20 protein-coding genes and 1 tRNA gene are annotated in these 23,864 nt (G+C 67.9%); 15 read left to right on the top strand and 6 right to left on the bottom strand.

The features are described from left to right. Nucleotides 1-1,425 (bottom strand): acetate--CoA ligase family protein (locus AC1DO7_RS12085; protein ID WP_441650186.1); only part of this gene is annotated, 1,425 nt, incomplete at its 3' end. A 187-nt stretch (nucleotides 1,426-1,612) separates the two neighbouring features. Beyond that, the gene (locus AC1DO7_RS12080) at nucleotides 1,613-2,500 is read right to left on the bottom strand and encodes a LysR family transcriptional regulator (protein WP_441623031.1); all 888 of its coding nucleotides are present in this window, start codon (nucleotides 2,498-2,500) and stop codon (nucleotides 1,613-1,615) included. Between the two features lie 302 nt (nucleotides 2,501-2,802). Between AC1DO7_RS12080 and AC1DO7_RS12075 the strand changes: the two genes are divergently transcribed. The 9 genes from AC1DO7_RS12075 to AC1DO7_RS12035 all read left to right on the top strand — a co-directional run bounded on the left by AC1DO7_RS12075 (nucleotide 2,803) and on the right by AC1DO7_RS12035 (nucleotide 11,372). After that, on the top strand, nucleotides 2,803-3,804 hold the full coding sequence (locus AC1DO7_RS12075; RefSeq protein ID WP_477116171.1) for an ornithine cyclodeaminase family protein: 1,002 nt from the start codon (nucleotides 2,803-2,805) through the stop codon (nucleotides 3,802-3,804). After that, the gene (locus tag AC1DO7_RS12070; RefSeq protein WP_441623027.1) at nucleotides 3,801-4,616 is read left to right on the top strand and encodes a phosphate/phosphite/phosphonate ABC transporter substrate-binding protein; all 816 of its coding nucleotides are present in this window, start codon (nucleotides 3,801-3,803) and stop codon (nucleotides 4,614-4,616) included. Before AC1DO7_RS12075 ends, AC1DO7_RS12070 begins: the two co-directional genes overlap by 4 nt. Next, nucleotides 4,613-4,804, top strand: a complete 192-nt coding sequence (locus AC1DO7_RS12065) for a hypothetical protein (protein ID WP_441623025.1) — start codon at nucleotides 4,613-4,615, stop codon at nucleotides 4,802-4,804. Before AC1DO7_RS12070 ends, AC1DO7_RS12065 begins: the two co-directional genes overlap by 4 nt. Next, complete coding sequence (locus AC1DO7_RS12060; protein WP_441623023.1) at nucleotides 4,801-5,757, top strand: Bug family tripartite tricarboxylate transporter substrate binding protein; 957 nt, start codon at nucleotides 4,801-4,803, stop codon at nucleotides 5,755-5,757. Before AC1DO7_RS12065 ends, AC1DO7_RS12060 begins: the two co-directional genes overlap by 4 nt. A 161-nt stretch (nucleotides 5,758-5,918) precedes the next feature. Further along, nucleotides 5,919-6,698 (top strand): GntR family transcriptional regulator, encoded by a 780-nt coding sequence (locus AC1DO7_RS12055; RefSeq protein ID WP_441623021.1) that lies wholly within the window; start codon nucleotides 5,919-5,921, stop codon nucleotides 6,696-6,698. 703 nt (nucleotides 6,699-7,401) lie between these two features. Then, nucleotides 7,402-8,571, top strand: a complete 1,170-nt coding sequence (locus tag AC1DO7_RS12050; RefSeq protein WP_441623019.1) for an acyl-CoA dehydrogenase family protein — start codon at nucleotides 7,402-7,404, stop codon at nucleotides 8,569-8,571. A gap of 12 nt (nucleotides 8,572-8,583) precedes the next feature. Further along, nucleotides 8,584-9,975, top strand: coding sequence for an MmgE/PrpD family protein (locus tag AC1DO7_RS12045; RefSeq protein ID WP_441623017.1), 1,392 nt, complete (start codon nucleotides 8,584-8,586; stop codon nucleotides 9,973-9,975). Nucleotides 9,976-9,990: 15 nt separating this feature from the next. Then, nucleotides 9,991-10,323, top strand: a complete 333-nt coding sequence (locus tag AC1DO7_RS12040; RefSeq protein WP_441623037.1) for a CoA transferase — start codon at nucleotides 9,991-9,993, stop codon at nucleotides 10,321-10,323. A gap of 80 nt (nucleotides 10,324-10,403) precedes the next feature. After that, nucleotides 10,404-11,372: a Bug family tripartite tricarboxylate transporter substrate binding protein gene (locus AC1DO7_RS12035; protein ID WP_441623015.1), complete on the top strand. Its 969-nt coding sequence runs from the start codon at nucleotides 10,404-10,406 to the stop codon at nucleotides 11,370-11,372. Between the two features lie 36 nt (nucleotides 11,373-11,408). Here AC1DO7_RS12035 and AC1DO7_RS12030 read toward each other — a convergent pair whose 3' ends face one another. Then, nucleotides 11,409-12,953: a serine hydrolase gene (locus AC1DO7_RS12030; RefSeq protein WP_477116170.1), complete on the bottom strand. Its 1,545-nt coding sequence runs from the start codon at nucleotides 12,951-12,953 to the stop codon at nucleotides 11,409-11,411. A gap of 286 nt (nucleotides 12,954-13,239) precedes the next feature. On the opposite strand from AC1DO7_RS12030, the gene AC1DO7_RS12025 reads away from it, so the two are divergent. Both AC1DO7_RS12025 and AC1DO7_RS12020 read left to right on the top strand, forming a co-directional pair. Next, nucleotides 13,240-14,781 carry a methyl-accepting chemotaxis protein gene (locus tag AC1DO7_RS12025; protein WP_477116169.1) on the top strand — a complete coding sequence of 514 codons (1,542 nt, stop codon included), beginning with the start codon at nucleotides 13,240-13,242 and terminating at the stop codon, nucleotides 14,779-14,781. Nucleotides 14,782-14,899: 118 nt separating this feature from the next. After that, nucleotides 14,900-14,976 (top strand) — tRNA-Arg (locus AC1DO7_RS12020). Nucleotides 14,977-15,149: 173 nt separating this feature from the next. Here AC1DO7_RS12020 and AC1DO7_RS12015 read toward each other — a convergent pair. From AC1DO7_RS12015 to hppD, 3 genes are all read right to left on the bottom strand, one after another. Next, nucleotides 15,150-16,352, bottom strand: a complete 1,203-nt coding sequence (locus AC1DO7_RS12015) for an amino acid aminotransferase (protein ID WP_441623009.1) — start codon at nucleotides 16,350-16,352, stop codon at nucleotides 15,150-15,152. Between the two features lie 66 nt (nucleotides 16,353-16,418). Continuing rightward, nucleotides 16,419-17,801, bottom strand: coding sequence for an amino acid permease (locus AC1DO7_RS12010; RefSeq protein ID WP_441623007.1), 1,383 nt, complete (start codon nucleotides 17,799-17,801; stop codon nucleotides 16,419-16,421). 160 nt (nucleotides 17,802-17,961) lie between these two features. Then, nucleotides 17,962-19,035, bottom strand: coding sequence for a 4-hydroxyphenylpyruvate dioxygenase (gene hppD, locus AC1DO7_RS12005; protein ID WP_441623005.1), 1,074 nt, complete (start codon nucleotides 19,033-19,035; stop codon nucleotides 17,962-17,964). Between the two features lie 225 nt (nucleotides 19,036-19,260). On the opposite strand from hppD, the gene AC1DO7_RS12000 reads away from it, so the two are divergent. From AC1DO7_RS12000 to AC1DO7_RS11985, 4 genes are all read left to right on the top strand, one after another. Further along, entirely contained in the window at nucleotides 19,261-19,746 is a 486-nt protein-coding gene (locus tag AC1DO7_RS12000; RefSeq protein WP_441623003.1) for an Lrp/AsnC family transcriptional regulator, read from the top strand. Nucleotides 19,747-19,859: 113 nt separating this feature from the next. After that, nucleotides 19,860-21,098, top strand: a complete 1,239-nt coding sequence (locus tag AC1DO7_RS11995) for a polysaccharide pyruvyl transferase family protein (protein WP_477116168.1) — start codon at nucleotides 19,860-19,862, stop codon at nucleotides 21,096-21,098. A gap of 318 nt (nucleotides 21,099-21,416) precedes the next feature. Continuing rightward, the gene (locus AC1DO7_RS11990; protein ID WP_441622999.1) at nucleotides 21,417-22,010 is read left to right on the top strand and encodes a DUF2760 domain-containing protein; all 594 of its coding nucleotides are present in this window, start codon (nucleotides 21,417-21,419) and stop codon (nucleotides 22,008-22,010) included. Next, on the top strand, nucleotides 22,007-23,860 hold the full coding sequence (locus AC1DO7_RS11985; RefSeq protein WP_441622997.1) for an Hsp70 family protein: 1,854 nt from the start codon (nucleotides 22,007-22,009) through the stop codon (nucleotides 23,858-23,860). Before AC1DO7_RS11990 ends, AC1DO7_RS11985 begins: the two co-directional genes overlap by 4 nt. The last annotated feature ends 4 nt before the right edge of the window (nucleotides 23,861-23,864 follow it).

Raw genomic sequence — 23,864 nt, 5'->3', positions numbered from 1 at the left:
CAGCGCGCCCCAGTGCGCGGCGGGCCCGGCGCTGTCGAGCCAGCGCAGGTAGACGCCGAGCGCCCTGGCCGCGCGCGCGACGTCGGGAAACACGGCCACGCCCGCCGCGGCAAGTTGCGCGCGGCTGCCCGGTTCGCCGGTGGTGGCGACCACGATCAGGCGCGACGTCTTGGCGGCGACTTCGATCAGCTCGCCGGCGACGCGGTCGAGCAGGTAGGCGGTCGCGTACACGAAGATCACGTCCGCGCTTGCGTCCGCGGCAAGCGTGTCGAGCACGGCGAACGCAAGGCGGTCGCGGTTGAACAATTGCCCGGTCATATCGACCGGATTGGCGGTGGAGCCGATCTCCGGCACGCTGTCGACCAGCCTGCGCTGCGTCGCCGCCGAAAGCGTCGGCAGTTCCAGTCCCTGCGCGCTGAGCAGATCCGCCGACAGCGCGCCCATGGCGCCGGAGACCGAGGCGATGACGACACGCCGGCCGGCATCGCGCTGGCGGAAGCCCGCCAGGTAGGCAAGATCGGTGAGGTGGGTGGGATCGCTCGCCTGCATCGCGCCGAGCTGCGCGAACGCGGCGCGGTAGATGGCCTGGTTGCCGGCCAGCACGGCCGTGTGCGACTGCGTGGCGGCCGAGCCCTGTTCGCTCTCGCCGGCCTTGAGCAGGACCAGCGGCTTGCCGAGCGCGCGCAGGCGGGCGGCGGCGTCGAGGAAGCGCGGGCCGTCGCGCAGGCCCTCCACGTAGCCGACCACGGCTTGCGTCTGCGGGTCATCGGCCAGGTACGCCAGGTAGTCGGCGTAGTCCAGGCAGGCCTCGTTGCCGGTATTGATGAACTGGTGGAAGCGCACGTCCATTTGCCAGCCGGTGGCATAGACGATGGCGCAGACGTTGCCGCTTTGCGTCAGCAGGCTGACGGAGCCCGGCCCGGGCGGCGGCGGGCAGGTCCTGAAGGTGGTGGCGAAGGCAGTGACGGCGCGCGTGGTCAGATTGGCCAGGCCCATGCAGTTGGGGCCCGCTATCGCCATGCCGGTGGACCGGGCGAAGGCAGTCAGCGCCGCCTGGCGCTGCACGCCGGCCGCGCCGGCCTCGGCGAAGCCCGAGGCATAGAGGATGGCGGCGCGCACGCCGATGGCGTGGCAGCGCTCCAGGTTCGGCAGCACGTCGTCGGCGCCCAGTGCGAGTACCACGACGTCCGGCACGCGCGGCAGCGATTCGATATCCGGATAGCAGCGCAGGCCCGCGATCTCCTCATAGCGCGGGTTGACCGGAAAGACCTCGCCACCGTAGCCGAGCCGCAGCAGGTGATCGAGCGCCACGCCGCCGATGCGGCTTGCGTCGCGCGAGGCGCCCACGATGGCGATCGAGGACGGGGCGAGCAGTTTCGACAGATGCTCGCGGGATGGCGCGCGCGCCAGGGATGGGCCTTGCATGATTGTCTCCCCCTTTCTGTTGGCGAAAGGTGGGACGATTGCAACCCATCCATCCGGGGGGCGCAACTGCGATCGTGCAATGTGCGCACAATGTGCACAAGTCCGTGGCCATGCCGATGTCGGCCAGACAGGCCAGACAGGCCAGACAGGCCAGACAGGCCGGGCAGGCCGGGCAGGCCGCCGCGCCTTATGGCTTCATCGTCAGTGTCAGCGTCTGTACGAACTCCTGTGCCAGGCGCGACAGCGGTTCTGTCTGCACATGGAAGATCTGCACCGAGGCATTGACCTTGGTCTTGACCGGCACCGCCACGATATGCGACCAGGCCTGGCCGAACACGGTCATCGCATCCACCAGCGCAATGCCGGCGCCGGCCTGCGCCAGCGCGCGCGCGACATGCGCCTGCTCCACCTGCACGCGCATGTCGGGCTGCGCTTCCTCGCCGCCGAACATCTCCCGCACCAGCAGCCCGAACGGCACGTCGGCGCCATAGCCGATCAATGCTTCCCCGGCCAGTTCGGCGGGCCGTACCGACGCGCGCGTGCTGAGCCGGTGGCCGACCGGAATCAGCGCGACGATGGGGTTGCGCACCAGCAGCCGTGCTTCCAGGTTGGGGTGCACCAGCGGCATGTTGGACACCGCCAGCTCGGCCTGGCCGGAGAGCAGGGCGCGCAGCATGTTGCCGGGGATCTGGGTGCGCACCACGATGCGGATGTCGGGATACGCCTCGCGGAACGCCGCGATGGCGCGCGGCAGCACGGTCTGGCCCAGGTTGGGGCTGCACGAGATGCGCAGGCTGCCGGTGCGCTTGGCGGCGAGGTCCTCGGCGATCTCGTTGACGCGCTCGATGCCTTCGTAGACGGCGTTGACCTCGCCCAGCAGGCGCCGCGCCTCGGGCGTGGGATAGAGGCGGCCCTTGATGCGCTGGAACAGCGCCAGCCCGAGGCGCTGCTCGGTGTGCGACATGAGGCGGCTGATGGCCGGCTGCGACACGTAGAGCAGCCTGGAGGCGGCGCTGATCGAGCCCGTGAGCATGACGGCGCGGAAGACTTCGATCTGCCTGAGGTTGAGTTTCATCGCGGGGCGGTCCGTGGTCCGAATACCTATGACAATCTATGACAACTACCTATAACACCATGTTAAGCCTCGTGGACATATAAGCATACGACAGTCATGGCCGCGAAACCTACACTTGATCTCGAAGGCGCCCCGTGCAAGGCAATTGCCGGCCGCCGGATGCCGCGCACCACGTTGGTTCGGCCGCGATATGGCGGCGCACACGAATGGGGCTGCGCCGCACCGCGGGCCAGCGCAATCCGCCAGTACGCACCCGGCGCGTGCATTTTCCCTCAAGCCAGGACCAGGAGACAGGAGACGATATGAGCGACATTCATCTGACTTACATCAACGGCAAGGACATCGCCAGGCTGGCCATGACCGATGCGGAGATCCTTGATGCGGTCGAGCAGGGCCTGCTGGCGCAGGGCAACGGGCAGACGGTGATCGAGCCGCGCGTGCACCTGATCCCGGACCCGGCGTTCAACGGGCACTTCAACGTGCTGCGCGGCTATGTGGCGCCGCTGGGGCTGGCCGGCGTCAAGATCGTCGGCGACTACGTCGACAACTACAAGCTGGGCCTGCCGTCCGAGATGGCCATGCTCAACCTGTTCGACCCGAAAACGGGCATGCCGGTGGCCATGATCGACGCCACGTTCATCACCGACGCCCGTACCGGCGCGATCACCGCGCTGGGCGCGCGCCACCTGGCCCGCCGCGACAGCAAGGTGCTGGGCCATATCGGCGCGCGCGGCACCTCCTACTGGAACGTGCGCCYGCTCGACAGCATCTTCGACTTCGACGAGATCCGCGTGCATTCGCGTCGCCCCGAGAGCCGCAATGCATTCGCCGAGCGCCTGGCGCGCGACCTCGGCAAGAAGATCGTGGTCACCGAAGACTGGGAATCGTGCGTGCGCGGCGCCGACATCGTGGTGGAAGCCTCGCGCCTGGAGCGCCCCACGCCGATGCTCAAGACCGAATGGATCAAGCCCGGCGCGTTCGTGGTGCCCTACGGCACCATGAGCGCGGTCGAGCTGTCGCTGACGGACATCATGGACAAGCTGGTGGTGGACGACTGGAGCCAGTGCAAGGGCGGCATCCTCGGCTCGCTGCGCGCGCATGTGGAGGCGGGCAAGCTGTCGGAGGAAACCCTGCACGGCGAACTCGGCGAGATCGTGGCGGGCCGCAAGCCGGGCCGGCAGAGCGACGACGAGACCAATTTGTTCTGGCACCGCGGCCTGTCGCTCAGCGATATCGCGCTGGGCCATGCCATCATGAAGAAGGCCGAGCGCATGGGGCTTGGCCAAAGGCTGGTCTACGCATGATCGCCAACGCACGCATGTACTCGGTGGCCGCGCCGGTGGCGCAGGCATGGAGGACACTGTTCGCCCGCGTGGCGGAGCGTGCCGGGGTGGCGCTGCCCTACGTGGAGCATGCCGCGCCGGCACCGGTCAGCGCGTTGTGGGCGCGGCCCGATTGCGGCTGCGTGTTCATGTGCGGCTTCCCGTACGTGAGCGCCGCCGTGCGGCCGCGCCTGCTGGCCGCGCCGGTGCCGTCGCCGGCGCGCTACGGACAGCGCCCGGTCTACTTCACCGAGTTCATCGTGCGTGCCGATGCACCCGCAACCGTGCTGGCCGAGACCTTCGGCGGGCGGCTGGCGTGCATGCTGGCGGAGTCCAACTCCGGCTACAACGCGCCGCGCCACTTCCTGCTGCGGCAGGCCGCGCCCGGCACCGGCACGCTGTACCGTCCCGCCGGCACGCCCACGCCGACGCCCGGCGAGGTGATCGACGCCGTGATCGCCGGCCGCGCGGACGCCGGCGTGGTGGACAGCTATGTGCTGGACCTGCTGCGCCTGCATGCGCCCGAGCGCATGGCCTGCCTGAAGACGCTGGCGGTGACGCCGGCCTCGCCCATCCCGCCGCTGGTGGCGGCGGCCGGCACGGACGATGCCAGCGCCGCGCGCATCCGCATGGCGCTGCTCGACCTGCACCGCGACCACCGCAATGCGGCGCTGCTGGCATCCTTGTGCCTGGCGCGCTTCGCGCTCGTGGAGGAGGCGGACTACGCCGTGCTCGCCGGCTTCGCGCGCGAGGCGGACAACGCCGGCTTCGCGCTGGCCGGGGACGTCCGGTGACCGGCTCGCCCGAATCCCGCGGCGCGGATGCCGACATGTCCGCGTTGCCGCTGCATGGCCTCAAGGTGCTGGACTTCTCGCGCGTGCTGGCCGGCCCGCGGCGAGCGCAGCATCCGCGTGGCCTGATGCGTCTGCTCCGCACCGGCCGCGCGCAACCCGTTTCCAGACCAAGGGAGAATTTCCGATGAAGCGTTTCCTGATCACCCTGATGGCGGCCTGCCTGCCGCTGCTGGCCGGCGCGCAAGGCTATCCCGCCAAGCCCGTGCGCCTGGTCGTGCCGTTCCCCGCGGGCGGCCCCGCCGATGTGCTCGGCCGCGTCGTCGGCGAAGGGCTGTCGAAGGCCTGGGGCCAGAACGTGCTGGTCGACAACCGCGCCGGCGCGGCCGGCACGATCGGCGTCGACCAGGTCGCCAAGGCCCCGCCGGACGGCTATACGCTGGCGGTGGTGCCGGTGGGCAATATCGCGGTGAACCCGACGCTGATGCCGAACCTGCCCTACAAGCCCGCGGACCTGGTTCCAGTGACCATGCTCGCCACCGCCGAGAACGTCCTGGTGGTCGGCGCCAGCGTGCCGGCCAGGACCCTGCCGGAGCTGCTCAGGCTCGCCGTCCAGAAGCCCGGCGAGCTGACCTTCGCCTCGCCCGGGGCCGGCAGCCAGGCCCACCTCGCCGGCGAACTGCTGCAGCTCGACGCCAGCATCAAGCTGATCCATGTGCCCTACAAGGGCGTCAGCCCCGCCATCACCGATCTCGTCGGCGGCCAGGTCACCATGATGTTCGCCCAGTTGTCCTCCGCGCTGCCCTATATCAAGGCCGGCAAGCTGCGCGCGCTCGGCGTGGCCAGCGCGAAGCGCTCCGCCGTGCTGCCGGAGGTGCCCACCATCGCGGAACAGGGCTTCCCGAAGTTCGAGGCCGTCTCCTGGTATGCGCTGATGACGCCGGCCGGCACGCCCCGGGACGTGATCCAGCAGATCAGCCGCCAGGCCGACCTGGTGCTGGCCAATCCCGCGCTCAAGGAGAAGCTTGCCACCATCGGCATGGATGCCGCGGGCGGCACGCCGGTCGAGCTTGCCGCGACCATCCAGAAGGAGAGCGCGCGCTGGGCCGGGGTGATACACAAGCGGCAGATCACGATCGACTGAGTGGCGGCATGGCGGCAGCCGCGCGCGCGGGGCCGGCACGAGGCGCCTGCGCGGCACGCCCGGCTCGACGGCGCGGGGCGAGAGGCCGGCCAGGGCTTACAATGGCGTGGTCAGCGCCGCGCACCGCATGCGGCGCTCATCGATTCCCGCGCGATTCTCCTATGAACTCCGAGTCCAGCCATAGCGCTGCCGCTACACCTCCCGCGCCGGTCACGCGCTATGTCGACCTTGCGAATACCCTGGTCAAAGAGATCGTCGACGGGCGCTATGTCATCGGCAGCCTCCTGCCGACGGAGCACGAGCTTGCCGATCAGTATGGCGTCAGCAGGCACACGGTTCGCGCCTCGCTGCAACTGTTGCAGGATCGCGGCTACATCTCCCGCAAGAAGTCTGTCGGCACCAAGGTGGAGAGCGCCAACCCGACCGCGTCCTACACGCAGTCGTTCGACACCATCGAGGATCTGGTCCATGTCGCCGCGACCGAGGTCAGGTCGCTGCAGGCCATCAGGCCGGTCACGCTGGACCGCGCGGCGGCCAGGCGCCTGGCCGCGCCGATAGACAGCCACTGGATTTTGTTCGCGGGGACCCGGGTCGATGCCAGGAAGGGCAATACGCCGGTGTCCTGGGCGAATATCTATATCGACCAGGCTTTCGAGAAAATCACGAAGCTGGTCGAGGAAAACCCGCGCATCCTCATCAGTTCCCTTATCGAGCGGGAGTGCGGGCAGGCCATCAGCGAGATCCGCCAGATCGTCTCGGGCGTGCTGATCGACGCGCAACTGGCGAAGCAGCTGAATGCGGAGCCGGGTTCGGCGGGCCTGCGCATGATCCGGCACTACAAGGATGCCAAGGGCAAGATCCTCGAGATCACCGAGACCATCTATCCCGCCGACCGCGGCATCGTGTCGTTTCAGCTCAAGCGCGGCAAGGGCAGCGCCTAGGCGGCCCGCCGGGATGTGCGCAAGGCGGACTACCCGCCTCCCGCCTCCCGCCTCCCGCCTCCCGCCTCCCGCCTCCCGCCTCCCGCCTCCCGCTTCCCGCTTCCCGCTTCCCGCCTCCCGCCTCCCGCCTCCTGCTTTCCGCTGCCGGCGCGACCGGCCTTGCCTTTCGCGCTGGTCCGGTCCGGGCCGGCCACATGGCACCGACGCGCTGGCCGCGATCCGTGCACCACGCCTGTCCACGCATGCGGGACGGCCAGCCGCGCCACGACAGCCCGCCAGCCGGGCGCGCCTTTCCTCCCCCGCGTTGATCGACGGTAGCTGCGCCTGCCAGCCGCCGGCGACCGCGCTGCTGCGYGGCCCGGCTTCCTTCCCACAGTAGTTCTCGAAGTCACTCCCGCTTTTCTCCTTGCCCGCCGTGTTTCCTGGCGGTGGCGGCATGCGCGGCCATGCCAGGCGGGTTCTTTGGTTCGCCATCATCATAGGTACGTACATAATTTCGGCTTATCGCCTGCGTGGCAGCTGCCGGATTGGCGCGGGAATCCACGAAAAACCGCGATTTTTGGCCGGATCTTTCTCTATCGCAACCACCGAGGCGAATGAAAAAGGCAATGACGGTCGCAAAACTCGGTGCTACTATGTACGTACACAAGCGGGCGAAATGCCAGATCGGAACCGAAGAAAAGCCAGGACCAAGGAGAGCAGGGTGCAGAAGCTGACCGACGAGCGGCGCATGATCAAGGAGGCGGCGCAACAGTTCACGATGGAGCGCGTGCTGCCCATCGCAAACAAGCTGGATCCGGAGAAGGGTCAGATCCCCCGGCACCTGATCGAGGAGATGGCGGAGCTGGGATACTTCGGCATCCTGATTCCCGAGGAGTACGGCGGGCTAGGCCTGGGCGCCTACGAGTATTGCCTGGTCGCCGAGCAACTGTCGCGCGGCTGGATGAGCGTTGGCAGCCTGATCGCGCGCGGCAACGGCCTGATCGGCGCGCTCAAGGGCCTGGCACCCGAGAAGAAGGCCGAGTATCTCCCGCGCATGGCGCGCGGCGAATTCCTCGGTGCATTCTCCTTGTCCGAGCCCAATGCCGGGTCGGACGTGAGCAATATCAGCTGCCGCGCCGTGCGCGTGGGCGACGAGTGGGAAATCACCGGCAGCAAATACTGGTGCACGTTCGCCGACGAGGCCGATTTCATCCTCGTCATTGCACGCACCGATCCGCAGGTCGATCCGCACGCGCGTCATCGCGGCCTGTCGGCCTTCATGGTCGAGAAGCCGCGCGGCGCGCTGCCCGAGGGCGTGAAGGGGAGCGTGATCCCCAAGATCGGTTACCACGGGTGGACCACCTGGGAACTGGCATTCGACCAGTGCCGCGTGCCGGCTTCGCAGATGGTCGGCGAAGAGGGGCGCGCCTTCTACCTTGCCACCGCCGGCCTGGAGACGGCCCGCGCCCACACCGCGGCGCGTTCGATCGGGCTGGCGCAGGGCAGCCTCGAGGACGCGCTGCGCTACGCGCAGGAGCGCGTGCAGTTCAACGAGCCGATCGGCAACTTCCAGGCAATCCGCTTCAAGCTGGCCGACATGGCGACGCAGATCGAGGCGTCGCGCAGCCTGCTGTACTCGGTCTGCGAAAAGATCGACGAGGGCGTGCGCTGCGATACCGAGGCGGCGATGGTCAAGCTGTTCGCCAGCGAGATGTCGGAGCAGGTGACCAGCGAAGGCTTGCAGATCCATGGTGGCGCCGGCTACACCACGCATTTCGCGGCCGAACGCTACTGGCGCGACGCCAGGCTGACCAAGATCTTCGAGGGGACTTCGGAAATCCAGAAACGCATCATTTCCGACGCGCTGCTCGGGAAGATCGCCAGGCAATGAAGCGGAGCAAGCATGAGTCAACCTGACAAGCGGGCCCGCGAGGGCAACGGGCCCGATGCCGCGGCGGGCATCACCGCGCTGGCAGCGCGCTTCGCCGTCGACGCTTCGCTCGCGTTCCCGGCCGAGGCGCTGAGCATCGCCAAGCTGTCGATCTTCGATTGGTTTGCGGTCGGGCTTGCCGGCGCGAACGAGCCGGTGAGCAAGGTCGTCCGCGCCATGGTGGCCAGCGACGGCGGCACGCCGGGCGCCAGCGTCATCGGCCTGAACCAGCGGGTGCCGGCGCGCGCGGCGGCGCTGGCCAATGGCGCGGCATCGCACGCGCTGGATTACGACGACACTCACTTCGCCTTCGTCGGGCATCCCACGGTAGCTGTGTTCCCGGCGGCCCTGGCTGTCGCGCAGCAGCAGCAGGCAAGCGGCAAGGCGCTGCTCGAGGCATTCCTGGCAGGCGTGGAGACGGTCTGCGGCGTTGGCGCCTATCTGGGCAGGAAGCACTACAACGCGGGCTTCCACCAGACGGCGACCTCGGGCACCTTTGGCGCGACGGCGGCGTGCGCCAGGCTGCTGGGGCTCGATGCGGGCCAGGCACGCCATGCGCTGGGCATCGCGTCGACGCGCGCGTCCGGCCTGAAATCGCAGTTCGGCTCGATGGGCAAGCCGTTCCACGCCGGCATGGCGGCATCCAACGGCATCGAAGCGGCGACGCTCGCGGCGCTGGGCTTCGTGTCCCGGCCCGACGGCATCGAGTGCGCCGGCGGATTTGCCGCGACGCACGCTGGCGAGGCGGACGAGCCGCACGCGGCGTTCGGCTGCCGGCCGCATGACTTCCGCTTTGCCGATGTCCAGTACAAGTACCACGCCTGCTGCCACGGCACCCATCCGGCAGTGGAAGCGCTGCTTGCGCTCAGGTCCCGGCACCGCCTGGTGCCGGAGGATCTCGCGCGCGTCACGCTCTTCATCCATCCGCAGTGGCTGCCGGTGTGCTGCATCGAGCGGCCGCGCACCGGTCTCGAAGTGAAATTCAGCCTGCCGCTGATCGCGGCGATGGTCCTTTCCGGCATCGACACGGCGGCACTGGAATCCTTCAGCGATGCCGCGTGCGAGGCGCCCGGCCTGGCCGAGGTCGCCGGGCGCGTGGTCCTGGAAGGCGATGCCAGGCTCGCCGACACATCGGCGCGCGTGGTCATCGAGACGCGCTCGGGCGCCACGTACGGCGAGGAGGTCGACCTGGCGAAACCGGTCGCGCTCAGCGTCAAGTCGGCCAAGCTGCGCGCGAAGGCGTCCGCGCTCCTCGGCAGCGAACGCGCCCAGCGGCTGTATGCGTTCGTCGACGGCCTCGAGTCCGTACCCGCGCACAGCCTGTCCTCGCTCGTGCATTCGCATATCGCGGCAACACCGTCGTAGCCGGCGGCGCCGGCTCTGCGTACCGTTCGCACCGTTCGCGCCAGGGGGCGGACCCGGGCTTGCGGCCCGGCAGTCCGGGGGCGCGTTCGCGTCGGTCCCGTCTACACGGCGCAGGACATCTTCAACGATCCGCACTACCGCGTGCGCGACATGCTGGTCGAGGTCGAGCAGCCCGGCTCCGGCAGGCCCGTGCGGATCGCGGGCGTGCCGGTCAAGCTCAGCGAGACACCGGGCGGCGTCAGGCGCAGGGCCCCGCTGCTCGGCGAGCAGACGGATGAGATCCTGCTCGGCGCCGGCTATACCGCCGAGCGGATAGCGGGCCTGAGGATGGAGGGCGTGGTCCGCTAGCGGCCCGTTTCGCCGGGCCGCGGCCGGCATTGGTATCCGCGCTGGAATTCACGCGAAGAATCTACAAAGAGGAGACAACCATGAAGATGCTCAAAGCCACGCTAGGGCTGCTGCTGTCGTGCGCGGCCGCGTTTGCGGCTCACGCAGCCGACTATCCGGCCAAGCCGGTTCGTGTCCTGGTGGGATTTCCCCCGGGCCAGACTACCGATGTCATCGCCCGCAAGCTGGCGCAGCGCCTGAGCACCGCGCTCGGCCAGTCGTTCTATGTCGAGAACAAGCCTGGTGCCGGCGCCGGGCTCGCGGCCGAGGCCGTGGCCCGCGCCGACCCGGACGGCTATACCATCCTTGCCACTTCCAGCGGCCCGCTGGCGGTGAATGGCTGGATCTACAAGAACCTGAAATACGATGCCACGCGCGACTTCGAGCCGATCGCATCGATCGGGCTGTTTCCGCTGGTGCTGGTGGCCAATCCGAAATCGCGGTTCAGTTCGGTCCGGGACCTCGTGGCCTACGCCCGGCAGAATCCGGGCAAGGTGAACTACGCGTCCGGCGGCAATGGGGTGACCAACCACCTGGTGATGGAGATGTTCAAGGACCGCGCCGGCGTCAACCTGACGCACGTGCCCTACAAGGGTGGCGTGGCCGGGATGACCGACGTCATGGGCGGGCAGGTCGATGTCATGTTCGAGGTGGTGTCGATCGCCGAGCCCCTGATCCGGCAGGGCAAGCTCAAGGCCATCGCGGTGGCCAGYGAACAGCGCGTGTCGACGCTGCCGGGCGTGCCGACCATCGGGGAATCGGGCTACCCGGGCTTCCGCGGCGATCCATGGATCGGCGTGGTCGCGCCGCGCAACGTGCCCCAGCCTGTCCTTGCCAGGCTCTCTGCGGAGATCGGGAAGATCGTCAGGAGCGCGGACTGGCAGAAGGAAGTGGCCGGCCTCGGCGCGCAGACGGTGGTGATGGAACCCCGGGAGTTCGGTGTCTTCATCCAGTCCGAGATTGCCCGCTGGGGGGGTGCCGCAAAGCGGGCCAATGTGACGGTGGACTGAACGACGGCGGAACGGCGCGGCGCACGCCAGCCGCGCTTACCGCACGAACGTGCCCAGGCCTTCCTTGTCGTAGTACTCCAGCGTGACGCGGTCGCTGGAGAAGCTCGCCTTCGATATGGTTCCCGGCGTGGCGTTCTCGTTCCGCAGCGTGAACGTGAAGACGTCGCCGTCCCAGTGCGCCAGCGGCAGCACCATCGGCACCGGGCCGATGGCGAGCGACATCGCGCCTGCCTGCTCGCTGACCACCAGCGGGCCATAGTAGTCATTGCGGTAGGTGCCGGTGTAGACCGWAGGCGCGCGCGCCGGCAATGGCGCGGCCGGCGGCGCCACGCCCACCAGCGAGCCCTCCGGCGCGATGACGGGCGCCAGCCCCCGCGCGAATATCGTGAACCAGTCGAGCTGGATGGCGCCGGACTCCACCAGGTCCAGGAACTGGGCGTTCAATGCCTCGGGCAAGCCGATCGGATAGCCATTGGTGAGCGTGATGATCCCCAGGCCAAGCGAGGGCACCGCCGTGAAGCTGGTTGCCGCACCCAGCGCGAAGCCGCCGGAATGACTGAAGCTCGGTCGGCCCGCGAAGGTGGTCCCGGCATTGAAGCCGTAGCCGTAGAAGCTGGCCGGTCGTCCGTTGCCTGGCGGCATCGACTGTATCTGCGGCGAGATCGCGGCGACCAGCGGGGCCGCCGCCACGATACGGTTGCCGCCGTACAGGCCCTGGCCCAGCACCATGGCCAGCCATTTCGCCATGTCGTTGACCGACGAGCTGACGCCGCCGGCCGGCGACTGGGCATCGGGCTGTGAGCCTGTGCCCTGCACCCAGCTGCCGCCGACCTTGACATGGCCGAGCGCGCGGTTGGGGCGCGCGGCGAAGTCGGCATGGCGCGAACTGGTGCTGCTCATGCCCAGCGGCTGGTAGATCGCTTGCCCGGACAGCGTGGCCCAGTCCATGCCAGCGGCGGCCGCTACCGATTCCGCCGCGGCGGTCAGGCCAAAGTTCGTATATTCGTACGTCGCCCGGAAGCCCTGCAGCGGCAGGAAGCGCAGCCGCTGCAGCACCTGCCGCTGGTCATAGCCCATGTCTTCCAGACGGTCGCCGGCATGATCGGGCAGGCCGGAGCGGTGCGCATAGAGATCGGCGATGGTGAGCTGGGCGGTGACCGCCGCGTCGGACAGCGCGAACCACGGCAGGTGCGCCTGCACCAGCGTCTCCCACGCAATCCCGCCCAGGCCGACCTGTCGCGCCACCACCGTGGCGCCGACCGGCTTGGACACGGAGGCGAGCTGGAACACCGTGTCGGCGTCCACCGCGTCCGGTGCGCTGACCACCCGCCTGCCGAAGCCTTTGGCGTAGACCGTCTGGCCGCCCCATACCACCGCCACGGCCATGCCCGGCAGGCCCGATGTGTTCATCAGGCTGGCGGCCAGCTGGTCGAGCTGGCCGATCGCGGCGGAAACCTGAGCGTCGGATACCGGGGCGGGCCCGGCGCCTTGCGCGCCGGCATCGTCGCCCCCGCCGCAGGCCGCGAGCGTACTGGCCAGCGCGGCACCCAGGAAACGCCGGCGTTCGTGCAATCCGCTCACGATGGTTCTCCTTGTCGGCGGCACCGCGGCGCGCGGGAGCCTGCACCGAGAATAGTCCATGCGCGCGCCGCACACTAAGCCGGTTCGCGCGGCCGCCGTTGCCGGCGCCTGCCCGCGCGGGGCGCCGCTGCCTCAAGTTTTGCCTTTCGCCTGCCGTTATTGTCGCCATCGTCCGCAGAAAGGATTTTCGAAAAGATCCCCTTCTGGCAGGCGGCAGGAAAAAGAGCGGACCGGCGCCCGGGCGCCGGCAGTTCGCCGCTATTCAATCGCAAATCAGGTAGAAGAAATGAAAAGCTTGGGAATTGGAGTGCGCCTCGGCATTGGCTTCGGCGTGGTAATACTGTTGTCGACCCTCATGACCGTATTGGGCATCGCGCGCCTGGCGCAGGTCGCGGACCGCACCAGCGACATGATGCAGGCGCCGCTGGCCAAGGAACGCGTGGTCAGCGACTGGTACCGCATGATGCATACCAGCGTGCGCCGCACCACGGCCGTGGCCAAGAGCGCCGATCCGGCGCTGGGCGCATTCTTTGCCAAGGAGACGCAAGGGTCCGTGGTGGCCGTCGCGGCACTGCGCGACAAGATCGAGCCGCTGCTGTCGAGCGAGGAGGAAAAGGCGGCGTTCAAGAAGATCCAGACCGTGCGCAWSCCCTAYAACGAYTCSCGCGACAAGATCACCAAGCTGAAGGAAGCAGGCAATACCGAGGAAGCCAACCAGGTGCTCGAGCAGGAATTCGTGCCGGCCGGCGATGCGTACCTGGCGGAGATCCAGAAGCTGCTTGATATCCAGCGCTCGAGCATCGATGCGACCGCGCTCGAGATCCATAACATCTACCTGTCTGCCCGCAACGGGATGATGGTGATCGGCGTGCTGGTGCTGGCCATTGGCGTGGCATTCTCGGTATGGCTAACGCGCGGCATCACCGGTCCCCTGCATCGCGCCGTCGGCATCGCGCGCACGGTGGCATCGGGCGACCTGGGCAGCCGCATCGTGGTGGACAGCAAGGACGAGACCGGCCAGCTGCTGCAGGCGCTCAGCGACATGAACGCCAACCTGCTGCGCATCATCAGCCAGGTGCGCACCGGCACCGACGCCATCGCCACCGGCACCAGCCAGATCGCCGCGGGCAACACCGACCTGTCGCAGCGCACCGAGGAACAGGCTTCCTCGCTGCAGGAGACGGCCTCGAGCATGGAAGAGCTGACCAGCATCGTGCGCCAGAACGCGGACAACGCCAGGCAGGCCAGCTCGCTGGCGGTCAACGCTTCCGAGATCGCGGTCGAGGGCGGCGAAGTAGTGGGCCAGGTCGTGACGACGATGCAGGACATCAACGGCGCATCGCGCAAGGTAGTGGATATCATTGCCGTGATCGAAGGCATTGCCTTCCAGACCAATATCCTGGCGCTCAATGCCGCGGTAGAAGCCGCGCGCGCAGGCGAGCAGGGCCGCGGCTTTGCCGTGGTGGCCGGCGAGGTGCGCAGCCTGGCCCAGCGCAGCGCGACCGCCGCCAAGGAAATCAAGGCCCTCATCGGCGACTCCGTGGATCGCGTGGAGAAGGGCTCGGAACTGGTGGCGCATGCCGGCCAGACCATGGAGCGGATCGTGGGCGCGGTCAAGCGTGTCACCGACATCATGGGCGAGATCAGCGCGGCCTCGGCCGAGCAGAGCGCGGGCATCGAGCAGGTCAACCAGGCCGTCACGCAGATGGATACCGTGACGCAGCAGAACGCCGCGCTGGTGGAGCAGGCCGCGGCGGCCGCCGGTTCGATGGAAGAACAGGCCCAGCGCCTGAAGCAGGCGGTGGCCTCGTTCCGGCTGGCGGCGTAAGCCGCCTGGCGCACGGAAGCGAAGGGCGCGAAGACCTGTCGGAGACCCGGCGGCTTTCGCCTCCGCGCAGGAATGACTTGCATTTTTCCGTGGCTGCGGTATAGTCGCGTCCTCGCGTGCGGCTGTAGCTCAGTTGGATAGAGTACTTGGCTACGAACCAAGGGGTCGTGGGTTCGAATCCTGCCAGCCGCACCACCGATAAGGAAAAGGGCTTCCAGCAATGGAAGCCCTTTTTTCATTTGGGATGCCGGGCCCGGCTTTGCGTCCTGGTCCCCGGCTCCTGGCAGGCACGCAACGGCGTGGCGTGGCGTGCGTGCCCCGTACTTGATTTAAGCGGCAGGTTTAAGCGGCAGGTTCAAGCGGCAGGTTCAAGCGGTACGCGCCAGCACGCTGGCAATGGCGCCCGCCACCTGCTTCACGTTGCGCTCGTTCAGGCCGGCCACGCACATCCGCCCCGATCGCAGCAGGTACACGCCGTGTTCCGCGCGCAGGCGGTCCACCTGGTCCGCCGTCAGGCCGGTGTACGTGAACATGCCGCGCTGGGTGAGGTAGCGCGACAACGCTTCGCCGCTCACATGGTCGCGCAGGCTGTCGTGGATGGCCACGCGCATCCTGGCGATGCGTTCGCACTTCAGCGCCAGCTCGCGCTCCCAGGTCGCCCGCAATGCCGGTGTGGTCAATACCCTGGCCACCACCCTGGCGCCATGCGTCGGCGGATTGCTGTAGTTCGCTCGCACCGCACCGGTCAACTGGCCCAGCACACGGCCGGCTTCTTCCGCGCTGTCGCAGACCACGCTCAGCCCACCGCAGCGTTCGCCGTACAGCGAGAAGTTCTTCGAGAACGAATTCGCCACCAGGCAGGGCACGCCTTGCGCCACCAGTTCGCGCACGGCRAAGGCATCGTCGTCCAGGCCGGCRCCAAAGCCCTGGTAAGCCATGTCGACGAAGGGCAGCAGCTCGTTGGCCTTCAGCAGCTTGACGAGCTGGCGCCACTGGTCCTGGTCCAGGTCCACGCCGGTAGGGTTGTGGCAGCAGGCGTGCAGCAGCACGATGCTGCGCTTCGGGATGAGCCGCAGCGCTTCCAGCATGGCGTCGAACTTGAGGCCGCCGGTGGCGTCGTCGTAGTAGGGATACGTGTTCACGGTGAAGCCCGTGCGCTCGAAGATCACGCGATGGTTTTCCCAGCTCGGATCGCTGATCCAGACCTGCGCATCCGGGAAATAGCGCTTCAGGAAGTCCGCGCCTACCCGCAGCGCGCCCGAGCCGCCCAGGGTCTGCACGGTCGAGATGCGTCCCTGCGCGCGCGCCTCGCATTGCTCGCCGAAGACCAGCGCCTGCACGGCGTCACGGTAGACCGCGAAACCAGCCATGGGCAGGTAAGGGCGCGGACCCATGTCGGCCAGCAGCGCGCTTTCGGCTTCCGCCACGGCCTGCATCACGGGCAGCCTGCCTTCGCCATCGAAGTAGATGCCGATGCTCAGGTTGACCTTGTCGGTCCTGGGATCTTGTTGAAAGCTTTCGTTGAGCGAAAGAATCGGGTCGCCTGGATAGGCATCGATATGTTCGAACATTGGATACTCTGGCTGGAGTGAGTTGTCGCCGGCGACCGGGCAGCGGGTCGCCGGGGGGTGCCTCTATTATGCCGATACGCCTGGCTGCAGGGCAGGAGCTGCGTTCTTCTGCCGCAAGCGGTAGCTCACGCCCAGTACCACCAGCCATGCCGGAATCAGGTACACGGAAAGGCGCAGCCCGGGTGTCAGGTACATCACGTACAAGATGCCCGCCAGGAAAGCCAGGCAGAGGTAGTTCGTGAACGGATAGCCCAGGCTCTTGAAGCGCGTCTCCTGCCGGGCCAGGCGCTTGTCGCGGCGGAACTTGAGGTGGATGATGCTGATCATCGCCCAGTTGATGATCAGTGCCGAGACCACCAGCCCCATCAGCAGCTCAAAGGCTTCGCCCGGCATGAAGTAGTTGATCGCCACGCACGCGGCGGTGGCCAGCGCGGAAACGCCCAGCGCGGCCAGCGGGATCCCGCGCTTGTTGACCTTCAGCAGCGCTTGCGGCGCGTTGCCCTGCCTGGCCAGGCCGTACAGCATGCGGCTGTTGCAGTACACGCCGCTGTTGTAGACCGACAGCGCGGCCGTCAGCACCACGGCGTTGAGCACCGTGGCCACGATCTCGCTGTTCATCGCATGGAAGATCAGCACGAAGGGGCTGCCGCCGGTGACGACCTTTTCCCACGGGTAGAGCGAAAGCAGTACGCCCAGCGCGCCGACGTAGAAGATCAGGATGCGATAGATCACCTGGTTGGTGGCCTTGGGAATGGTCTTTTCCGGGGCATCCGCTTCGGCCGCGGTAATACCGACCAGCTCCAGGCCGCCGAACGAGAACATGATCACCGCCATGGCCATGACCAGGCCGCTGATGCCGTTCGGGAAGAAGCCGCCGTGCTGCCACAGGTTGGCCACGCTCGCCTGCGGGCCGGCCGTGCCGGATGCCAGCAGGTAGCCGCCGAACACGATCATGCCGACGATGGCCAGGACCTTGACGATGGAGAACCAGAACTCCATCTCGCCGAATGACTTGACGCTCGACAGGTTGATGGCGTTGATCAGCAGGAAGAACGCCAGCGCGGAAATCCAGGTGGGAATATGCGGCCACCAGTACTGGACATAGATGCCCACCGCGGAAAGCTCCGCCATGCTGACCAGGATATAGAGCACCCAATAGTTCCAGCCCGACATGAAGCCGGCAAAGGAGCCGCAGTACTTGTTGGCGAAGTGGCTGAAGGAGCCGGCGACCGGTTCGTCCACCACCATCTCGCCGAGCTGGCGCATGATGAAGAAGGCGATGATGCCGGCCACCGCGTAGCCGAGCAGCACCGAGGGCCCCGCCATCTTGATGGTCTGGGCGATGCCCAGGAACAGGCCGGTGCCAATGGCGCCGCCTAGCGCGATCAGCTGGATATGGCGGTTTTTCAGGCCGCGCTTGAGTGTCTCTTCCGTGTTATGGGAAACCATGTTTGTGTCTCTACCCACTCTTTTGGAATGTGAGCCTGCGCCTCTTGCGTATTGCGTACTTGCGTACTGCAATTCGCGGGCGCTCTTGGCCAGGCACCGCCGGCGCGCAGTGTTGCTGCGGGCGCCGGACGGCGTTGTTGCGGTCAGTGCCTTGTGAGCCTCAGACCTTGAGCGTGCCGCGTTCGATCTGGTCGCGTTCCAGCGATTCGAAGAGCGCCTTGAAGTTGCCTTCGCCGAAGCCTTCGTCGCCCTTGCGCTGGATGAATTCGAAGAACACCGGGCCGAGCGCGGTCTTGGAGAAGATCTGCAGCAGCAGGCGCGCCTTGCCGCCTTCGGTGGTCCCGTCCATCAGGATGCCGCGCGCCTGCAGCTGGTCCACCGGCTGGCCGTGGCCCGGCAGGCGCTTTTCCAGTCCCTCGTAGTAGTAGTCGTTGGGCGCGGTCATCAGGGGGACACCGGCCATCTGCAGGTTGTCGATGACTTCGAGCAGGTTGTCCGTCAGGAAGGCGATGTGCTGGATGCCTTCGCCATTGAATGCCATCAGGAATTCCTCGATCTGGCCGGCGCCCTTGGACGATTCCTCGTTCAGCGGGATGCGGATCTTGCCGTCCGGCGCGGTCATGGCCTTGGAGGTCAGCCCGGTGTACTCGCCCTGGATGTCGAAGTAGCGGATCTCGCGGAAGTTGAAGAGCTTCTCGTAGAAGTTCGCCCAGTAGGCCATGCGGCCACGGTAGACGTTGTGCGTCAGGTGGTCGATCAGGCGCAGGCCATGGCCCACCGGGCGGCGGTCCACGCCCTCGATGAATTCGAAGTCGATGTCATAGATGGACTTGCCGTCTTCAAAGCGGTCGATCAGGTACAGCGGCGCGCCGCCAATGCCCTTGATCGCGGGCAGGCGCAGCTCCATCGGGCCGGTGGCGATCTCCACCGGCTGGGCGCCCAGCTCCAGGGCGCGCGCATAGGCCTTGTGCGAATCCTTCACACGGAACGCCATGCCGCAGGCGCTCGGGCCATGCTCGGCCGCAAAGTAGGCCGCCGGGCTGTGCGGCTCGCGGTTGACGATGAAATTGACCTCGCCCTGGCGGTACAGCACCACGTCCTTGGAGCGATGGCGTGCCACCAGGCTGAAGCCCATCTGCTCGAACAAGGGTTCCAGAAGGTTGGGAGTGGGCGAGGCGAATTCCACGAATTCGAAGCCCATCAACTGCATCGGGTTTTCAAACAGATCGGCCATGGTGTGCTCAACGGAAAGTTTGGGGGACGAGGGAAATAATATTGCGGCTGTTGTGCGCCAACGCACCGGGGCGCAGCGTCAGGCACGTACGGTGCCGGCCTCGCGGCTCGCCATCCGTAACGTCAGTCTGGAACGAAGTTTATATTTCGCTCCGGTAAATAGGATTGCGTAGCCCACGCAGGCAAACCCTAGATCATGAGATAAAATTTCGTCATCCAAGGATAGATGGAAACAAAAGTGCAGACTCCTGAGCTTGATCGCATAGACCGCCGCCTGCTGGCTGCGCTGCAGGAAAACGGACGCGTGTCCAACCTCGAGCTGGCCGAGGCCATCCGCCTGTCGCCGGCCCAGACGCTGCGGCGGCATCGCCGCCTGGAGGAGGCCGGCATCATCAAGCGCTACGAGGCCCGGCTGGATTCCTCCAGCCTCGGGTTCGGCGTCATCGCCTTTATCCATGTCACGATGGAGCGGGGCCATATCCGGGACCTGTCGAAGTTCAAGAGCCTCGTCGCCGAGCTGGCGCAGATCCAGGAGTGTTTCTCCGTCACGGGAGATATCGACTACGTGCTGAAAGTGGTGGCGCGCGATCTCAAGTCGCTTTCGGATTTCCTGCTCGACACCCTGATGCGTATCCCGGGAGTAAGCGGGGTGAAGTCCAGCGTCTGCCTGGATGAGATCAAGTGCACCAGCGCAATGCCGCTGGAGCCCTGAGCGGCCCCGGGGCGGCCCCGGGCGCGGCGTCTTCCTGCCAGGAAGGGAAACGGTGCCGGCGCGGGCGCCACCCGGGCACTATGCTTGGATGAGATCCCTGCCTCACCCGCATCGTGCCCCCTGTCCCGGAAGCCGGCCGTCCCGTCATCCTGTTCGGCGCCTTCGATCGCCATAATTTCGGCGACCTGCTGTTGCCCCATATCGTCGCGCGCCAACTCGCGCACCCACTCGGGCACCCACTCGGGCACCGGCTGCCAGGCCAGCGGCTTTGCCATGCCGGCCTGGCATCGCGCAACCTGCTGCCGTATGGGGGACACAGGGTCAGTGCGCTGGCGCAGCTCGCCGCCCGGCCGGGCCTGCGCGCAGCGGACATCATCCATGCGGGGGGCGAGATTCTCTGCTGCGAAGCATGGGAGGCGGCCGTGATGCTGCAGCCGCCGGACGAGGCCGGGGCGGTGATCGCGCGGCTCGACGGCCGGCCAGTAGAGCGCCAGGCATGGACGCGCAGTGTGCTGGGCGTGGCGGACCTGGCTCCGTACGTACTGCCGCAAGGCCTGTTCCCCCACGCCCGGCGCGTGATCTATAACGCCGTGGGCGGTGTCGGGCTGGACCGGCGCGACCCGGCMATGYGGGCCGAGGTGCTGGGCAAGCTGGGCGCCGCGGCATATGTCAGCGTGAGAGACGACATGACCCGGCGCATCCTGCAGGCCAACGGCGTGGCAGCCCGCCTGGCGCCGGATCCCGCGGTCATGGTGGCGGAGCTGTTCGGCGCGCGCATCCGCCAGCGCGCCCGCCGCGGTGAAGTCGCGCGGGTGATCGCGGCATTCCCGCGGGGCTATCTTGCCGTGCAGTTCAGCGCGGACTTCGGCGACGATGACACGCTCGACGCGCTCGCCGGCCAGCTCGGGAGCGCCGCGCGCGCAACGGGTCATGGCGTGGTGCTGTTCCGCGCCGGCGCCGCGCCCTGGCACGACGACCTCGCCTGCTACCGGCGCCTGGCGCAACGCATGGGCCCGCCGGCGCCGTACCTGTTCCGTTCCCTCGACATCTGGGACATCTGCGCCCTGATCGCGCATAGCCGCGGCTTTGCCGGCAGCAGCCTGCACGGGCGCATCGTGGCGATGGCGTTCGCCCTGCCGCGCCTGAGCCTCATGCGTCCGGGGCAGGAACCGGGCACCAGCAAGCAGGCCGCGTTCGCCGGCACATGGGAGCCGCCCGGCGCCCCGCCCGCGGTGGCGGTGCGGGAGCTTGCCGATGGTATCGGCGCGGCGCTGGCACCGGCGCGCGCGCGCATGGCGCAGACGGCGCGCGAGCTGGTCGCGGCATACCGCCAGAGTGCCGTGGCCGACTGAAAAAGGGCAGCGACGGGCTTCGTGCGTCGCATGAAACAYACGGGGATGCTGTATAACCGGCGTGGCCCGGTTTCCACTCCCGCCATGCATGTTCCGCGTCCGCCTTTCTCCATCGGATTCGCCGTGCCGGTGCCCGGCTTTGGCCGCTGGCGGGCGCCTTAGGGCAAAATCCGGACCTGAGAGGCCCGGCGTGGCCAAAAACACAAGACGCCGACACCCTGCTCGCGCTCCGGTGCCCGGATCGCATGAGCCCGCGGGGTTGTATGGCGTCGCCAGGGGACAGCTCGTCCTTTAACAGAGCACACAGGAGCTTTTTTGATGACCGACTCGAACGCGAACCTATCTTTGCTCGGCAGGATCTCTCTTGCCGTCGGCACGTTCTTCACCATCCTTGGCGATGGCAAATTCGCCAGCGGCGTGCAGCGCCTGCGCGACGGGGAGGGCTTTGCCCCGGCAGCCCCGGCGCCGGTATCGGCCCCGGTGGCAACCCCTGCGCCAGCCCCGCAGGCTGCCGCACCCGCGCTGAAGGAGGCGAGCCCGGCCGCGGCGCTCCAGCTGCTGGGCCTGCTCCAGCGCGACGCGCGCTTTATCGACTTCATCGAGGAAGACATCGCCGGCTACACCGACACGGAAATCGGTGCCGCCGCCCGCCTCGTGCACGATGGCTGCCGCGCGGTGCTGCGCGAGCACTTCACCATCCGGCCGGTGCGCGAGGAAGCCGAGGGCAGCCGCGTGACGCTGGCCGACGGCTTCGACGCCACCGCCATCCGCCTGACCGGCAACGTGGTAGGCAGCGCGCCGTTCAACGGCAGCATCAGTCACCGCGGCTGGCGGGTCGCGGAAGTCCGTCTTCCGCGCCTGGCCGAACGCCATGACGCCACCGTGATCGCCCCCGCCGAGGTCGAGCTATGAGCGAAGCACGCTACTCCATCGGCATCGACCTGGGCACCACCCATAGCGCGCTCTCCTACGTCGACCTCGCTGCCAGCGACGGCGAGAAGACCAGCCACGGTTTCCTGCCCATCACGCAACTCACCGCGCCGGGCGCCCTCGAAGACCTCGGTCTGCTGCCCTCGTTTCTCTACCTGCCGCACCCAAGCGAACTCGCCCCGGGCGACCTGGCCCTGCCGTGGAACGCGGCACGGGACTTCGCGGTCGGCGAGCTGGCGCGCAGCCGCGGCGCGGCCACGCCGATCCGCCTGGTGTCGAGCGCGAAAAGCTGGCTGTGCCACCCCGGCGTGGACCGCCGCGCGGCCATCCTGCCAAACGACGCACCGCCCGAAGTGACGCGCGTCTCGCCGCTCGAGACCTCCGTGCGCTATCTGACGCATCTGCGCGAAGCCTGGGACCACGCGCATCCCGAGGCGCCGTTCGGCGAGCAGGAGATCACGGTCACGATTCCCGCATCGTTCGACCCGGCAGCCCGGGAATTGACGGCCGAGGCGGCCGAGGCGGCCGGCTATGCACGCATGACCCTGCTGGAGGAGCCCCAGGCTGCGCTCTACAGCTGGATCCAGAACAGCGCTGGCCACTGGCGCAAGCAGGTCAGGGTCGGCGACATCATCCTCGTCGTGGATGTCGGCGGCGGCACCACCGACCTTTCGCTGATCGCCGTGGTCGAGCGCGAAGGCAACCTCGAGCTGCACCGCGTTGCCGTGGGCGAACACATCCTGCTCGGCGGCGACAATATGGATCTCGCGCTCGCCCACGTGGTGGCGCGCAAGCTGGCGGCCCAGGGCACGCAGGCCGATCCGTGGCAGCTGCGCGCGCTCACCTATGCCTGCCGCGCCGCCAAGGAAACGCTGCTTTCCGACCCGGATACGGATGCCGTGCCCCTGGTCGTGCCGAGCCGCGGCGCCAAGCTGATCGGGGGCTCGATCCGCACGGAGCTGACGCGCGCCGAACTGACCCAGACGATCCTGGAAGGGTTCTTCCCGCCAGCGCAGGCTTCGGCCCGCCCGGTGAGCCGGGCCCGCGCCGGCCTGACGCAACTTGGCCTGCCGTATGCGCAGGACGCCGCCATCACGCGGCACCTGGCCGCGTTCCTGGGCCGCCAGGTTGCCGCGCTCGCCGAACTCGAAGGCTTGCCGGGCACCTTGCCCGAGGGAGCGACCTTCCTGCATCCCACCGCCGTTCTCTTCAATGGCGGCGTGTTCAAGTCGGACCTGCTGGCAGGCCGCATCCTGCAGACGCTCAATGGCTGGCTCGCCGCGGAAGGCGCGGCGCCGGCGCGCCAGCTCGAAGGCGCCGACCTGGACCTGGCGGTGGCGCGCGGCGCCGCGTACTACGGCTACGTGCGGCGCGGCAAGGGAGTGCGCATTCGTGGCGGCACCGCGCGTGCCTACTATATCGCCGTGGAATCCTCGATGCCCGCCGTCCCCGGTTTCGAGCCGCCGGTGCAGGCGCTGTGCGTGGCGCCGTTCGGCATGGAGGAGGGCACCGAGGCTGCCTTGCCGCCACAGGAGTTCGGCCTGGTGGTGGGCGAGCCCGTGCACTTCCGTTTCTTCGGCTCGTCGGTGCGCCGCCAGGACCAGGTCGGCACCCTGCTTGACTACTGGCCGCCGGAGGAATTGCAGGAGCTCGACGAGATCCAGGCCACGCTGCCATCCGAAGGACGAACCCCGGGCGAAGTGGTGCCGGTCAAGTTGCACGCGCGGGTCACCGAGGCCGGGACGCTGGAGCTGGAAGCCGTGCCCCGCGGCAGCGGCGAGCGCTGGAAGGTCGAGTTCGACGTGCGCGGCAACGCCAGCGCCAATGCCTGAGTGA

It is taken from the genome of Cupriavidus sp. 05N40, assembly GCF_056397305.1.
The sequence above is the reverse complement of the archived record's forward strand: the minus strand, read 5'-3'. Positions and strand labels throughout refer to the sequence as shown.